We start from the raw sequence: 13,424 nt of genomic DNA, 5'->3' as shown, positions 1-13,424 counted from the left end.
TCAGTCCGCCGCGCGAAGGAGCACGAGCTCGAGGCAGAAGCCCGGACCCATGGCCATCAGGACGCCCCACGAGCCTGGCTCGGGGGTGTGGTCGCTGAGGGTGTCGGCGAGGACGTGGAGCACGGAGGCGGAGCTGAGGTTGCCGATCCGGTCGAGCGAGCGCCACGTCACGCCGAGGGCCTCGCGCTCCACCTCGAGGGCCTCCTGCATGGCCTCGAGCACCTTCGGGCCGCCCGGGTGGGCGACCCACCAGCCGATGTCGGCGCGACTCAGTCCCTGGTCGGCGAGGAAGCGGTCGACGTCGTCGCGGACGTTCTCCCTCACCAGGTCGGGCACCTCGGCCCCCAGCACGATGCGCAGCCCGGTGGCGCCGACGTCCCAGCCCATGGCCCGCTCGGTGCCGGCGTAGAGCCGGCTGCGGGTGGCGACGACCCGTGGCTGGGCGGGTGCGAGCTCGGCAGCGCGGTTCGCCCCGACCATGACCACGGCGGCGGCTCCGTCGCCGAAGAGGCCGCTCGCGACGAGGTTGGCCACCGACCGGTCGTCGCGCTGGACGGTGAGGCTGCACAGCTCGACGGAGAGCAGCACCGCGACGTCGTCGGGGTGGCCGAGGAGGTAGTCGTGGACGCGGGCGATGCCGGCGGCGCCGGCCACGCAGCCGAGCCCGACGAGAGGGATGCGCTTGACGTCGTCGCGCAGGCCGATCTCGGCGGCCACGCGGGCCTCGACGGACGGCACCGCGAGCCCGGTGATCGTCGTGGACATGATGAGGTCGACGTCGCCGGGAGTCAGGCCCGAGGCGGCGAGCGCCTTGGTGACGGCGAGCGAGCCCAGCTCGGTGGCGACGCGGATGAACTCGTCGTTGGCCTCGCCGAAGTCCTTGAGCTGCCAGTAGCGCTCGAGCGGCAGGGCGAGGTGTCGCTGGCTGACCCCGGCGTTCTCGTGGAAGCGGTGCAGCAGGGCGCGGTCGGAGCCGGTCGAACCCAGCACCTCGGCGAAGGCCGCGGTCACCTCGGCCTGAGCGTACGTGTGCTCGGGCAGGACGCCGCGGACGGCCGCAAGGTGGCTCACCGGGCCAGCCTAGGCGGGGCGGGCGCGATCCGGGCTCGACGTTGGACAGCGCTTGTCATGGGGGCTGCGTACCCGCGGCCCCTAGGCTCACCCCGTGGCGGTTGGGCGGACGGTGCGCGGGCTGGCTCGCGCCTGCCATCCGGGACCGACCGTCGCGGTCACCGCCTTCACGGCGCTGCTCGCGGTCTCGGCTGGGCAGACCCTGTCTCGGGGAGCGCTGGTGACGGCGGCCGTCTTCACCGGTCAGCTGTCCATCGGGTGGTCCAACGACCTGCTGGACGTGCGCCGCGACCGGGCCGTGGGCCGCACCGACAAGCCGGTGGCCTCGGGTGAGGTCTCCGAGTCCGTCACCCGTGCTGCCTGCGCGGCCGCCCTGGCCGTATGCGTCGTGCTGTCCCTCGCGTGTGGGTGGGCCTCCGCGGTGGTGCACCTGCTGCTCGGCGTGGCGGCCGGGTGGTCCTACAACCTGTGGTTCAAGCGCACCGTGCTCTCACCGCTGCCGTATGCCGTCGCCTTCGGCGCGCTGCCCGCCGTCGTCACTCTCGCGCTGCCCTCCCCCGTCTGGCCGCCGCCGTGGGTGCTGCTCACCGGGGCGCTGCTCGGGGTGGGCGCTCATCTGCTCAACGCCCTGCCGGACCTCGCCGACGACGAGGCCACCGGGGTGCGCGGGCTGCCGCACCGTCTCGGCGCGCCCGTGGTGCGGTGGCTGGCACCTGCGGTGCTGCTGGCGGGGTCGGTCGTGGCGGCATACGGCCCCGGCCTGGACGCCACCGGGCTGGTGCTGCTCGCGGCCTGCGTGGTGCTGGCCGTCGTCGCCGTGGTGGCGCGGGGGCGGCTGCCGTTCGTCGCGGCCGTGCTCATCGCGCTCGCGAACGTCGTGAGCCTCGTGGCGCGCAGCTGACCTCAGTCGGTCGGGATGATGTGCAGGACTGCGCGGTCGCTGTTGCCGCGGCGCAGGACCCACTCGATGGCCATGAAGAGGCGGAACTCGAGCCCGTACTTGCGCTCGAGCCGCCGGTTGACGGCCTCGGACGCGATCGAGTCACGGATGATCTCGGCGCGGCCCTCGACCAGGGGGGCGCCGGGCCGCACCTTGCCGCGGCGGTCGCACGGCTGAAGGGTCACGCGCGGGTCGTGGGCCAGCCGCTTGAGCTTGCCAGAGCCCTCGGGCGTGCTGACGATCGCGGCGGCGGCCGCGTCGGGGAGCACCCACACCGGCGTCGAGACCGGCTCGCCGGAGCGGCGATAGGTCGTGAGCAGCACGAAGCGCTCGCCGCCGAGGTTGTGAAGGGTTGGCGCCTGGGTCATGGAGCACACGTACCCGCTAGGTGGGCGGTTGATCCCGGACTGTCCACGCGGGCGCTGTGCCTTGGGTCACCGGACGACTCGCGCGCCGCGCGTTCGGTGTCCCTGTCGCCGGGCGTGGCTACCATCGGCGGGTGAGCGCCAAGCCCGCCGTCGTCGCAGCGCCCAGTCCGTCCAGCCCGTCGGGGGTGCGGGAGGTGCGCATCTCGAGCCCCGACCGGGTGCTGTGGCCCGCCGAGGGCATGGCGGACGGCAAGCCCGTCACGAAGCTGGACCTGGCGCACTACCTCGTCGCGGTCGCCGACCCGATGCTGCGCGCGCTCGGTGACCGGCCGGTCACCCTCCAGCGCTTCCCCGAGGGCATCGAGGGCGAGGAGTTCTTCTCGAAGAACCCTCCCCAGGGCGCACCCGATGGGACACGGACCGTCATGTGCACCTATCCGTCCGGGCGCAAGCACCCGCAGCTGGTCATCGACGAGATCGCCGATGCCGTGTGGGCCGCGCAGATGAACACCATCACCTTCCACCCGTGGCCGGTCCGGACGGCCGACGTCGACAAGCCGGACGAGCTGCGCATCGACCTCGACCCTCAGCCCGGTCGCGGCTTCACCGACGCCGTCGAGGCCGCCGTTGCGCTGCGCGAGGTGATGGCTGAGATCGGGCTCACCGCCTGGGCCAAGACGTCGGGCAACCGCGGCGTGCACGTCTACGCGCGGGTCGCGCCGACGCACGAGTTCCTCGACGTCCGGCACGGCGTCATCGGCATCGCCCGTGAGCTCGAGCGGCGCCTACCCGACCTCGTGACGACGTCGTGGTGGAAGGAGGAGCGCGGCGAGAGGGTCTTCGTCGACTTCAACCAGGCGTGCCGCGACCGCACCATCGCCTCGGCCTATTCCCCGCGGCCGCTCGCCGGCGCACCCGTGTCAACCCCGGTGACGTGGGACGAGCTCGGCTCGGTCGACCCGAAGCAGCTGACGGTGCGCACGGTGCCGGACCTCGTCGCCGAGCGCGGCGACGCCTGGGCCGGCATCGATGACGCCGTCGGTGACGTCGCCGCCGCAATCGGCATGTGGGACAAGGACGTTCACGAGCGCGGGCTGGGCGAGCTCAACTTCCCGCCCGACTACCCGAAGATGCCCGGCGAGCCACCGCGGGTCCAGCCGAGCAAGCGGCGCCAGGACAAGTCGGACGGTGACTACATGGCGCCCAAGGCGGACCGCGACGCCGAGCTCCGGACCAGCTGGGGCATGCCGGTCGTCCCCCCCGTGGCGCCGATGCTCGCCAAGCCGGTCAAGGACTTCTCGGCCGTCAAGGTCGACGTGCTCTACGAGCCGAAGTGGGACGGCTTCCGGTCGATCATCTATCGGTCGGGCGACCTCGTCGAGATCGGCTCGCGCAACGAGAAGCCGATGACCCGCTACTTCCCCGAGGTCGTCGAGGCGGTGCTCGCGAACTTCCCGGAGAAGTGCGTCGTCGACGGCGAGATCGTCCTCATCTCACCCGAGACCGGAGACCGGCTCGACTTCGACCTGCTGCAGCAGCGCATCCACCCGGCCGCCTCACGCGTCAAGAAGCTCGCGGCCGAGACGCCGGCGTCGTTCGTCGCCTTCGACCTGCTCGCCCTTGGCGAGGAGTCGTTCATGGATACGCCGTTCGCCGAGCGGCGCGCGGCTCTCGAGGAGGCCCTGGGCGGGGCCGAGGCGCCGATCCACCTGACGGCGGCCACCGCCGACCGCGGCGTCGCCACGGGCTGGTTCACGCAGTTCGAGGGCGCCGGGCTCGACGGCGTCATCGCCAAGCCCGTCGACATCGCCTACGAGCCGGACAAGCGGCTGATGTTCAAGATCAAGCACGAGCGCACCGCCGACTGCGTCGTCGCCGGCTACCGCGTCCACAAGAGCGGCCCGGACGCCATCGGCTCGCTGCTGCTCGGCCTCTACGGCGACGACGGCCAGCTCGCCTCGGTCGGCGTCATCGGCGCCTTCCCGATGGCCCGTCGTCGCGAGCTCTTCGAGGAGCTCCAGCCGCTCGTCGCCGACTGGGACGAGCACCCCTGGAACTGGGCGGCGCCCTCCGAGGACAGCGGCGGGGTACGCACTCCGCGCTCGTCGGAGTACTCCCGCTGGAACAACCAGAAGGATCTCTCCTTCGTGCCGTTGCGTCCCGAGCGGGTCGTCGAGGTGCGCTACGACCACATGGAGGGCACGCGCTTCCGGCACACCGCGCAGTACGTCCGGTGGCGCGACGACCGCACCCCCGAGTCGTGCACCTTCGAGCAGCTGGACGAGGCGGTCCGCTACGACCTCGCCGACGTCCTCTCAGCCGGTCGCGACTGAAGAGCGCGCCGTTCTCAGTGGCGCGCGGCGCGCAGGCGACGGTGATGGTGACGGTCCGCGGTCTGGCGCAGCTGCGAGACCACCTTGGCCTCGGCCTCGGCCAGCGCGGCCTTCGTGTCGGTGAGGTGTGACACCCCCACGAGGGTCGGCAGGCCGCTGACGCAGACCTCGACCGAGGTGTGCATCCCGGGCTGTCCGCGGTCCTTGACTCGAAGCCCGATGTGCACCATCGAGGGGTCGAAGCGCTCCAGCTGGTGGAACAGCCGGGTCAGCGTGTGCTCGATGAAGGGGAGGTCGTCCTCGTGGTACCCGTCCTCGAGGCTGACCCGATCCATGAAGAGGCTGGTCGTGCTCATCGTGAGCTCCTTTGCCGCATGGGCGCCGGTCCGACGTCCACCTCGACTCTAGCGAGCCCCCCTGAACGTGCAGCCGTTCAACGGTATGAGAGTGGTCACCCGAGCAAGGCGGTGAGCCGTCAGGTGCCGCCGTGACCCGGCATGCTCGGGAAGCGGGACCGCGGCGTCGACTCGTCGGACCACCGCAGCAGCGCTCCGACACCGTCCGCCGGGTTGGCCTGTCCGGCGTCGAGCAGGGTGACGCCCGCCCGCGAGCACACGGCGGCCCACAGGAGCGCGTCGTCCGCCGGAACCGCCACGGGCTCGGCGGCGCCAAGGGCCTCGGCGTCCTCGCGGGTGGTGCCCAGCTGCAGGGCCTGGTCACCGACCCAGAGCTCCTGGTCGTGCTCGCGGCCCTCCACGAGGATCAGCTCGTCGACCTGGGCTCGTTGGAGCACGTCGACGACGGGCACGAGGCCCTCGCTCGCAGCCTCGGCCCGCCCGGTCTCCTCCTCGAAGCGAGCCACGATCGCGGCCTCGGCCTCGGCACGGCTGGCGGCGACGGCGGCCTGCGTCACCTCCTGCACCGCCTCCTCCGAGGCGCCCTCGGCCCGGCCGCCCGCCGTGGAGCTGGCGAGCACCGACTGCAGCTCCGGGCTTGCGTGCTGCTCGACGTAGCTCATGGCGCGCTGGTCACCGAAGAGGAGCACGACCTTGGGCCTATGCGTGCGCACGATCCGGTCCAGCTGCTCCGCGACCGTTGCGGCGTTCTGCTCCCAGGAGTCATGCGCGCGGTTCTCGAAGCGGCGCTGAGCGGTGGCACCGGTCTTCACCCTGCGCAGGTCGTCGTGGTCGCCCTGCACCTCGAAGGTCTCCTCGTCCTGGCCGTCGAAGCCGCCGTGCACCTCGACATCGGCGCCGGTGCGGTCGATGCGCACGACGACGTACGGGACGGCGCTGGCCAGCGCCCGCACGGCCGGCAGGAGCGAAGGGATGATCCCCCACCTCGCCTCCTCGTCGGGGCGTCGGGGCAGCTCGTGGCGGATGAGCAGCCCTTCGCTGGTGGCGACCAGGAGCCGGCCGTGCTCGCCGCTCCCGCCCGAGTCCTCGAGCGCCGCCTCCGCCAAGGTGTCGATGACCTGGTCGGGCGTCCCCTGGCCGCGCAGGCGCCGCTCGAGCTCACGCCATCTCAGCTCGACGTGGTCGGTGTTGGCGGGGTCGATGCGGGTCAGGTCGATGGTGACGGTCGCGAACGGGCCGGTGGCCTCCGCAAGCGGGTGGAAGAGGGCGAGGTTCATGGACGCCTCCTGGAGTCGGGTTCACCGAGCCCCTACCCACTGGGTTTCGATCGCACCGGATGCCCGGCGGATGCCTCCGAACGGGCCCGAGCGCGCGACGCCTCCCCGGATCCCAGCGCCGCCGAAGCACGCGGCATACAGTTCGGCCATGCAGAGCAGCAGCTTCACGCTGAGCACCTCCGACGGCACCGACCTCTTCGTCAACCGCTGGCTCCCGGACGGCCCGCCGAAGGCGGTCCTCCAGGTCGCGCACGGCATGGCCGAGCACTCCAGCCGCTACGCGCGGTTCGCGCAGCGCCTCACGGACCACGGGTATGCCGTGTACGCCTCGGACCACCGTGGGCACGGCAAGACGTCCGGGCCGCGAGCGAGCTTCGCCGAGAAGGACGGCTGGCAGAGCGTCATCGACGACCTGCACACCGTGACCGAGCGGGCTCGGGAGGAGCAGGCCGGAGTGCCCGTCTTCCTCCTCGGCCACAGCATGGGCTCGTTCCTCGCCCGGGGGTATGCCGCCCAGTACGGCTCCGAGCTCGCCGGCCTCGTGCTCACCGGGACTGCCGGCGGCGCCGGAGCGCTCGGCAGGGTCGGCCTCTTCCTCGCCTCGACGCAGGCGCGCCTGCGCGGGCACACCCACGTCAGCGGGCTGATGAACACCCTGACCTTCGGGCAGTACAACTCCGCCTTCAAGCCGACGCGGACCGACTTCGACTGGCTCTCGAGAGACCCTGACGAGGTCGACAAGTACGTCGACGACCCCGACTGCGGCTTCGTCTTCAGCGCCGGCGCCTTCACCGACCTGCTCAAGGGGCTCGCGGAGGTCAACACGGACCGGCTGGCAGCGCAGGTGCCCAAGGACCTGCCGGTGCACCTGGCCTCCGGCGACAAGGACCCCGTCAATGCCGGCGGCAAGGGCGTGCGCCAGGTCGCCGACCAGCTGCGCGGGGCCGGCGTGCAGGAGGTCACGGTGACGCTGTGGCCCGACGCACGCCACGAGATCCTCAACGAGACGAACCGCGACGAGGTGGAGGTCGAGATCCTCGACTGGCTCGACTTGCACCTGCCCGCCAAGGCCTGAGCGCGCGCAGCTCCGGCCTCGTCACCCAGCCCGCACGAGAGTGCCCACTCGACCACGAACGTCGAGTGGGCACCTCGGTTCCATGGGTCAGTCACCGCGGGGCTGGTCCGAGCGGGGTCCGACCGGACCGGTGGCCGCGGACAGCCGCCGGGTGCCGGCCACCGTCTGCAGGCTGCGCGCATAGCTCGGCAGGACTGTCGGGACGACGCGCGGGTCGGGTCGGGCGCTCGTCGGCACGGGTGTGTGGTGGTAGTCGGCCTGCACCCGCTCGGGCGTCACGTCGATGACGATGAAGCCGTGGCTGACCCCGTCGATGTAGCGCAGCCACGGGTTGACCTGCTGCGCGGCGCCGATCGCCTGCCGGGTCGCGCCGACCACGACCTCGGGCGGCTGGCCCGCGAGCTGCGGCGACTTGCCCAGCACCTCGAAGAAGCCGTCGCTCGTGACCGACGGGCAGACGAACTCCACCCCGGCGGAGGCGTAGGCCGTCTGGCCGGGTGAGGAGGTCACGGGCAGGTCGCACGAGAAGGACGCGTGGATGTCGCCGGTGAGCACCACGGCATCGCCCGCCGACTCCGGCTGCGCGGCGAGGTGCGTGAGCAGGCTCGCGCGGTCGGCCGCATAGCCGTCCCACTGGTCGGCGTTGACGAAGGTGTAGCCCGGCGCACCGAGGGCTGCGCCGGGGTAGAGCACGGGCGCGACCATGACCTGGTTGCCGAGCAGGTGCCACTGTCGGCCGTGCTCGGCGAGGCCGTCCTTGAGCCAGGCCAGCTGCTCGGGCTCGGGCAGGTGACGGGCCGGTGAGGCGAGGGCGGCGTCGATGGCGGGCGAGAGCCCGATCGGCACGAAGCCGTCGAAGGGCACCCCGGGCGCGGTCACCTGGGCGCTGCGGTTCTGCCTCGTCTCGAGGATCGACAGGTCGCCGAGGTCGCCGAAGGTGAAGCGCTTGAAGAAGCGGGTGCCCTGGTGTGGCACCGACTGGTCCGGCATGCGGAACGGCATCCACTCGAGGTAGGCCTGCATGGCCTGCGACCGCCGCTCGAGGTAGGCGCCCTCGTCGGCCTGGTGGTTCTGGGCGCCGCGTGCCCAGGAGTTGTTGGCGACCTCGTGGTCGTCGAAGATCGTGATCCACGGCAGCTTCTGGTGGGCCGCCTGCAGGTCGGGGTCCGCCTTGTGCAGCGCGTGGCGCAGGCGGTAGCCGAGCAGGTCGATGGTCTCGGTGGACGGCTCGCTGTCGCGGACGCCGACGAGGGCGCCCGGGCCGTAGCGGTCGGCGCCGTTGCCGTACTCGTAGATGTAGTCGCCGACGTGCAGCACGAAGTCGAGGTCGTCGCGCTCGGCGATCGCGCGGTAGGCCGTGAAGAAGCCGCCGGTGTAGTTGCTGCAGCTGACGAGCTCGATCCGCAGCGCGTGGGTCTCGCCCGGGATGTCGCCGGCGGTCTGGGTGCGGCCGATGTCGCTGAACTCGCCGAGCGACTGGAAGCGGTAGTAGTAGCGCGTGTAGGGCTCGAGCCCCGAGACGTCGACCTTGACCGTGTGGTCGGTGTTGGCCGAGGTCATCACGGTGCCGTGCGCGGCGAGCCGCGTGAAGCGCCGGTCGCGGGCGACCTGCCAGCGCACCGGAATCGAGCGGCCCAGGCCGCTGCCCGGCGTGGCGACGGGCTCACCCGGGCGGGCGGGCGGCGTGGCACGGGTCCAGATGATGACGGAGTCGGCGGTCGGGTCGCCGCTGGCGACCCCGTAGCCGAAGATGCCGCGACTCGCCGGCGCCGCAGCGGCTGCGGGGTCGAAGACGCGGGGGATGGCGAGCGCTGCGGTGGCCGCGGCCACACCCTTCAGGAGGGTGCGCCGGTCGAGGGACGGCGTTGTCATGTCCCGGAGGCTATGCCCGACGGGTGACCTTGAGGGGACAAGTCGGAAATCGCCCCTGAACGCCCATGAACGCACGGGCGCGGCTCTGCGTCAGTGACCCGCTCAGCGGGTCACTGACGTAACGAGCGGGGCGCCAGACCCGGCGACAGCAGGGGCGACAGCAGGGCGACAGCAGGGATGACGGAAGGCGCGCGGCGACGTACCGTCAGATCATGAGCCGTCCGCTGCGCGTCATCCTCGGCGTCATCCTGGTGCTCGTCGGCGCGCTGTGGACCCTGCAGGGCCTGGGCGTCGTCGGCGGGAGCGCGATGTCGGGGGTCACCCTGTGGGCGGTCGTCGGTCCGATCGTTGCTGTCGCGGGCCTCGGGCTGGCGCTGTCACGTCGTCGGGCGTGACCCGCCCGGGGCGGGCTCGACCGACAGGGTCCGGTTCGACGCGGCCCGCTTCCCACGTGAACGACGGGTGATCATCGCGATGGCCATGCCCGTGGCGTTGCCCAGCACGAAGGTCAGGCCGGGCAGGACGAGCAGGGTCCCGATGACGAGGGCTGTCCGATGCCGGTGACGCTTGGCCGGACGGGGACCAGCTGAGTCGACTGGCGTCGACACCGCTGTCGTCTTCAGGAAGGGGGTTCTCACAACTGTCGATGAGGTCATGCGTTCAGCTCCTTGGGAAACGGCCGCAAACGAACCGGACTGCGGCTTCGAGGATTCCGATGGCACTGCCGACGAAGCCGATGACGAGCAGCACCCGGGCGACCACCTCCCAGGTGGCGCTGACGTCGAGCGGGAAGACACGCCAGATCTGCAGGATCGCGGCGACGCCGAACCCGATCGCGACCATGTCGCCGAGTGCTCGCACGCGCGGCAGGTCGACCAGCAGGTTGACGAGGTCGGCGACGGCCCGGGCGATGATCGACGCGTTGACAGCGCCGACAACGAGCACCGTGGCAGGTGTCAGGAACGGCACCGCCTGCCATCCCGGCCAGGTGTTGACGAGAAAGAGCATGACGAGGCTGATGAGCAGGGAGCCGGCGTAGCCGGACCGACGGGCGGGCGGACCGGCCACCGTGACTGCCCCACGGTGCTGGTTGTGGTGGTCACCCGCGTCGGGGGGCCGGTGCTCTGTCGGGGCACTCATGGCGCGCTCCCTGCGGGGGTCGTGGCTGCAAGGGTCGTGTCCGCGCGGGCGTCGGCGCTCGTGACGTCCGTCTCGTCGAGCCTCAACGCCGTCCGGACGGCGGACTCGAGCCCGCCGGGCACCACCTCGCGCAGGTCGTAGCGTGCCCGGACGAGCGGGGCCGTGACCGACAGCACGCGGGTGAGGTCGATCGGGGTGCCGCTGACGACGGCGTCGCACGCTCCGGCTGCGAAGGCCGCCTCGATGGTGGCCTCGAGGTCCCGCACCTGCTCGGCGCCGTAGCCCATGGCGGGCAGCACGCCGCCCGCGTTCGGGTACTTCGCGTAGGTCTGCACGATGGAGCCCACGGCATACGGCATCGGGTCGACGATCTCGGCCGCGCCGGCCGCGCGGGCGCCGACGACGCCGGCGCCGTAGGTCATCGACCCGTGCGTGAGCGTGGGGCCGTCCTCGATGACGATGACGCGGCGCCCCTGGACGGGGGCCGGGTCGTCGAGGGTGACGGGGCTGTCGGCACGCAGGATCGTCGCGCGCGGGTTGAGGGTTCGCACGGACGCCTCGACGGCTTCGATGTCGACGCTTCGGGCTGAGTCGCACTTGGCGACGACGACGACGTCGGCCATCCGGACGTTCGCCTCACCGGGGTGGTATGCCGCCTCGTCCCCCGGGCGCAGCGGGTCGGCGAGCACGACGTGCAGGTCGGGCACGTAGAAGGGCAGGTCGTTGTTGCCGCCGTCCCAGAGAATGACGTCGGCCTCCTGCTCGGCGTTGCGCAGGATGCGCTCGTAGTCGACACCGGCGTAGGCGACGACGCCGGCGTCGAGGTGCGGCTCGTACTCCTCGCGCTCCTCGATGGTGCACTTGTGCCAGTCGAGGTCGGCGTAGGTCGCGAAGCGCTGGCAGGCCTGCGCCTCGAGGTCGCCGTAGGGCATCGGGTGGCGGATGGCGACGACGCGCAGGCCGAGATGGTTGAGCAGGCTGGCGAGGTAGCGGGTGGTCTGGCTCTTGCCCACTCCGGTGCGCACGGCCGTGACCGCGATGACCGGCTTGGTGCTGCGCAGCATGGTGCGACGGGCGCTGTGCAGGCGGAAGTCCGCGCCCGCGGCGATGCAGCGGGACGCGACGTGCATGACCTGCTCGTGGCGCACGTCGGAGTAGGCGAAGACGACGACGTCGACGTGCTCGCGCTCGACGAGCTCGGTCAGCTCCGACTCCGCGACGATCGGAATGCCCTCTGGATAGAGGTCGCCGGCGAGGACGGGCGGGTAGCGGCGTCCCTCGATGTCCGGGATCTGGGTCGCCGTGAAGGCGACCACCTCGTAGGAGGGGTCGTCGCGGAAGACGACGTTGAAGTCGTGGAAGTCGCGGCCAGCTGCGCCGAGGATGACGACGCGGGTCCGGGCGGCGCTCAGGGGTTCGGTGCTGGTGGTGCTCATGACCATCTCCACGGCTGGGTCACCGACGTGACCGACACACCCACCACGAGTAGTCCTGGCTGCGGAACCCGCCACCTCGAGTTTCCCACCCGGCTCAAGGCTTGGCAGCGATGCGAGAGCATGATCACCCCGAGAGGGTGATCACCCTGGCACCCGTCACATTCGGGTGTCGACCGCCTGTCGCAGTGCCACGATCGAGGGGTGAGCGACACGGCCGCACGACCCGGGGCCCGCGAGCGGACCAGCCCGACACCCGGCACACCCGCCCACCTCAGCACCCCCGAGCACATCTCGCTCGCGGGCGACTGGGTGGCGAGCAACTACAGCCCCCTGCCCGTGGTCATCTCGCACGCCGAGGGCGCGTGGATGACCGACGTGGAGGGGCGGCGCTACCTCGACGCCCTGGCCGGCTACTCCGCGCTCAACTTCGGCCATCTGCACCCGACGCTCGTGGCTGCGGCACGCTCGCAGCTCGACCAGCTGACGCTGACGAGCCGGGCCTTCCACAGCGACCGGCTCGGGCCGTTCTGCCGGGACCTGGCCATGCTCGCCGGCAAGGAGCTCGTGCTGCCGATGAACACCGGAGCCGAGGCGGTGGAGACGGCGATCAAGACGGCCCGCCGGTGGGGCTACGAGGTCAAGGGCGTCCCGGATGGGCAGGCCCGGATCGTCGTGATGGCCGGCAACTTCCACGGGCGCACGACGACGATCATCAGCTTCTCCGACGACCTGCTCGCCCACGACCACTACGGTCCCTACACCCCGGGCTTCGACATCGTGCCCTTCGGGGACCTCGAGGCGCTCGAGGCCGCCATCACCGACGACACCGTCGCCGTGCTGCTCGAGCCGATCCAGGGCGAGGGTGGCGTCATCATCCCGCCCGACGGGTGGCTGCGCGACGTGCGTGAGCTGACCCGGCGCCGCAACGTGCTCATGGTCGCCGACGAGATCCAGTCGGGCCTGGGGCGCACCGGCTCGACCTTCGCCTGCGACCTCGAGGGCGTCGTGCCCGACATCTACGTCCTCGGCAAGGCACTCGGAGGGGGCATCGTGCCCGTCTCGGCGGTCGTCGCGGACCGCGACGTGCTGGGCGTCTTCACGCCGGGCAGCCACGGGTCGACCTTCGGCGGCAACCCGCTGGCGGCCGCGGTCGGACAGGCGGTCGTGGAGCTGCTCGCGACGGGCGAGTTCCAGCAGCGGGCGCGGCGGCTCGGGCTCGTGCTGGAGGAGGGGCTGCGTGAGCTGATCGGCCACGGTGTGGACGCGGTGCGGTGCCGCGGGTTGTGGGCCGGCGTGGACCTCGACCCACGGCTGATGTCGGGCCGGGAGGCCTCGCACCGGCTCCTCGAGCGAGGCGTCCTCGTCAAGGACACGCGCGGCTCGACGGTGCGCATCGCTCCCCCGCTCGTCGTCGGTGAGCTGGAGATCGCGGTCCTCCTCGACGCCTTCGCCGCGATCCTCGAACATCCCTGAGGAGGGGGCAGCAAGGGCACGTGGACAGCGATCATCGCGATCGACTGCGTGGGGCCGCTCGCCTACTTCGCGCGCGGTTCCAC

13 protein-coding genes are annotated in these 13,424 nt (G+C 71.8%); 5 read left to right on the top strand and 8 right to left on the bottom strand.

The genetic code is table 11. The features are described 5' to 3' along the window. Positions 1-1,071 (bottom strand): type III polyketide synthase, encoded by a 1,071-nt coding sequence (locus AC3WRT_RS15060; RefSeq protein WP_492723253.1) that lies wholly within the window; start codon positions 1,069-1,071, stop codon positions 1-3. A gap of 94 nt (positions 1,072-1,165) precedes the next feature. Here AC3WRT_RS15060 and AC3WRT_RS15055 point away from each other — a divergent pair, with 94 nt between their 5' ends. Continuing rightward, positions 1,166-1,972, top strand: a complete 807-nt coding sequence (locus tag AC3WRT_RS15055) for a UbiA family prenyltransferase (protein WP_492723251.1) — start codon at positions 1,166-1,168, stop codon at positions 1,970-1,972. Positions 1,973-1,974: 2 nt separating this feature from the next. Here AC3WRT_RS15055 and AC3WRT_RS15050 read toward each other — a convergent pair whose 3' ends face one another. Then, positions 1,975-2,379, bottom strand: coding sequence for a PPOX class F420-dependent oxidoreductase (locus AC3WRT_RS15050; RefSeq protein ID WP_492723249.1), 405 nt, complete (start codon positions 2,377-2,379; stop codon positions 1,975-1,977). A gap of 131 nt (positions 2,380-2,510) precedes the next feature. Here AC3WRT_RS15050 and AC3WRT_RS15045 point away from each other — a divergent pair, with 131 nt between their 5' ends. After that, a complete protein-coding gene (locus tag AC3WRT_RS15045; protein WP_492723247.1) occupies positions 2,511-4,712 on the top strand; it encodes an ATP-dependent DNA ligase in 2,202 nt (733 codons plus the stop codon). A 14-nt stretch (positions 4,713-4,726) separates the two neighbouring features. Here AC3WRT_RS15045 and AC3WRT_RS15040 read toward each other — a convergent pair whose 3' ends face one another. Together AC3WRT_RS15040 and AC3WRT_RS15035 are read right to left on the bottom strand one after the other, a co-directional pair. Continuing rightward, a complete protein-coding gene (locus AC3WRT_RS15040; protein ID WP_492723246.1) occupies positions 4,727-5,068 on the bottom strand; it encodes a hypothetical protein in 342 nt (113 codons plus the stop codon). Positions 5,069-5,187: 119 nt separating this feature from the next. Next, positions 5,188-6,345, bottom strand: a complete 1,158-nt coding sequence (locus AC3WRT_RS15035; RefSeq protein ID WP_492723244.1) for a baeRF2 domain-containing protein — start codon at positions 6,343-6,345, stop codon at positions 5,188-5,190. A gap of 148 nt (positions 6,346-6,493) precedes the next feature. On the opposite strand from AC3WRT_RS15035, the gene AC3WRT_RS15030 reads away from it, so the two are divergent. After that, a complete protein-coding gene (locus AC3WRT_RS15030) occupies positions 6,494-7,420 on the top strand; it encodes an alpha/beta hydrolase (protein ID WP_492723242.1) in 927 nt (308 codons plus the stop codon). A gap of 87 nt (positions 7,421-7,507) precedes the next feature. On the opposite strand, the gene AC3WRT_RS15025 is transcribed toward AC3WRT_RS15030, so the two are convergent. Further along, positions 7,508-9,292: an alkaline phosphatase D family protein gene (locus AC3WRT_RS15025; RefSeq protein WP_492723240.1), complete on the bottom strand. Its 1,785-nt coding sequence runs from the start codon at positions 9,290-9,292 to the stop codon at positions 7,508-7,510. A 212-nt stretch (positions 9,293-9,504) separates the two neighbouring features. Here AC3WRT_RS15025 and AC3WRT_RS15020 point away from each other — a divergent pair, with 212 nt between their 5' ends. Continuing rightward, complete coding sequence (locus tag AC3WRT_RS15020) at positions 9,505-9,687, top strand: hypothetical protein (RefSeq protein WP_492723238.1); 183 nt, start codon at positions 9,505-9,507, stop codon at positions 9,685-9,687. On the opposite strand, the gene AC3WRT_RS15015 is transcribed toward AC3WRT_RS15020, so the two are convergent. The 3 genes from AC3WRT_RS15015 to AC3WRT_RS15005 are packed head-to-tail and all read right to left on the bottom strand — an operon-like array spanning position 9,670 to position 11,868. Next, positions 9,670-9,948, bottom strand: coding sequence for a hypothetical protein (locus AC3WRT_RS15015; protein WP_492723237.1), 279 nt, complete (start codon positions 9,946-9,948; stop codon positions 9,670-9,672). The two genes, AC3WRT_RS15020 and AC3WRT_RS15015, sit on opposite strands and share 18 nt — an antisense overlap. Before the next feature lie 4 nt (positions 9,949-9,952). Next, positions 9,953-10,432: a hypothetical protein gene (locus tag AC3WRT_RS15010; RefSeq protein ID WP_492723236.1), complete on the bottom strand. Its 480-nt coding sequence runs from the start codon at positions 10,430-10,432 to the stop codon at positions 9,953-9,955. Then, a complete protein-coding gene (locus AC3WRT_RS15005; protein ID WP_492723235.1) occupies positions 10,429-11,868 on the bottom strand; it encodes a cyclic 2,3-diphosphoglycerate synthase in 1,440 nt (479 codons plus the stop codon). Before AC3WRT_RS15005 ends, AC3WRT_RS15010 begins: the two co-directional genes overlap by 4 nt. Positions 11,869-12,069: 201 nt before the next feature. Here AC3WRT_RS15005 and rocD point away from each other — a divergent pair, with 201 nt between their 5' ends. Next, complete coding sequence (rocD, locus tag AC3WRT_RS15000; protein ID WP_492723234.1) at positions 12,070-13,341, top strand: ornithine--oxo-acid transaminase; 1,272 nt, start codon at positions 12,070-12,072, stop codon at positions 13,339-13,341. The last annotated feature ends 83 nt before the right edge of the window (positions 13,342-13,424 follow it).

It is taken from the genome of Terrabacter sp. FW104-15G4B, assembly GCF_058790095.1.
Note: the sequence above shows the minus strand (reverse complement) of the source record. Positions and strands in the feature narration are given on the sequence as shown.

Coding starts and splice junctions, on each gene's coding strand:
- AC3WRT_RS15015 (WP_492723237.1), bottom strand. CDS start 9,948: ATGACCTCATCGACAGTTGTGAGAACCCCCTTCCTGAAGACGACAGCG.
- AC3WRT_RS15050 (WP_492723249.1), bottom strand. CDS start 2,379: ATGACCCAGGCGCCAACCCTTCACAACCTCGGCGGCGAGCGCTTCGTG.
- AC3WRT_RS15025 (WP_492723240.1), bottom strand. CDS start 9,292: ATGACAACGCCGTCCCTCGACCGGCGCACCCTCCTGAAGGGTGTGGCC.
- AC3WRT_RS15020 (WP_492723238.1), top strand. CDS start 9,505: ATGAGCCGTCCGCTGCGCGTCATCCTCGGCGTCATCCTGGTGCTCGTC.
- AC3WRT_RS15010 (WP_492723236.1), bottom strand. CDS start 10,432: ATGAGTGCCCCGACAGAGCACCGGCCCCCCGACGCGGGTGACCACCAC.
- AC3WRT_RS15040 (WP_492723246.1), bottom strand. CDS start 5,068: ATGAGCACGACCAGCCTCTTCATGGATCGGGTCAGCCTCGAGGACGGG.
- AC3WRT_RS15005 (WP_492723235.1), bottom strand. CDS start 11,868: ATGAGCACCACCAGCACCGAACCCCTGAGCGCCGCCCGGACCCGCGTC.
- AC3WRT_RS15030 (WP_492723242.1), top strand. CDS start 6,494: ATGCAGAGCAGCAGCTTCACGCTGAGCACCTCCGACGGCACCGACCTC.
- AC3WRT_RS15035 (WP_492723244.1), bottom strand. CDS start 6,345: ATGAACCTCGCCCTCTTCCACCCGCTTGCGGAGGCCACCGGCCCGTTC.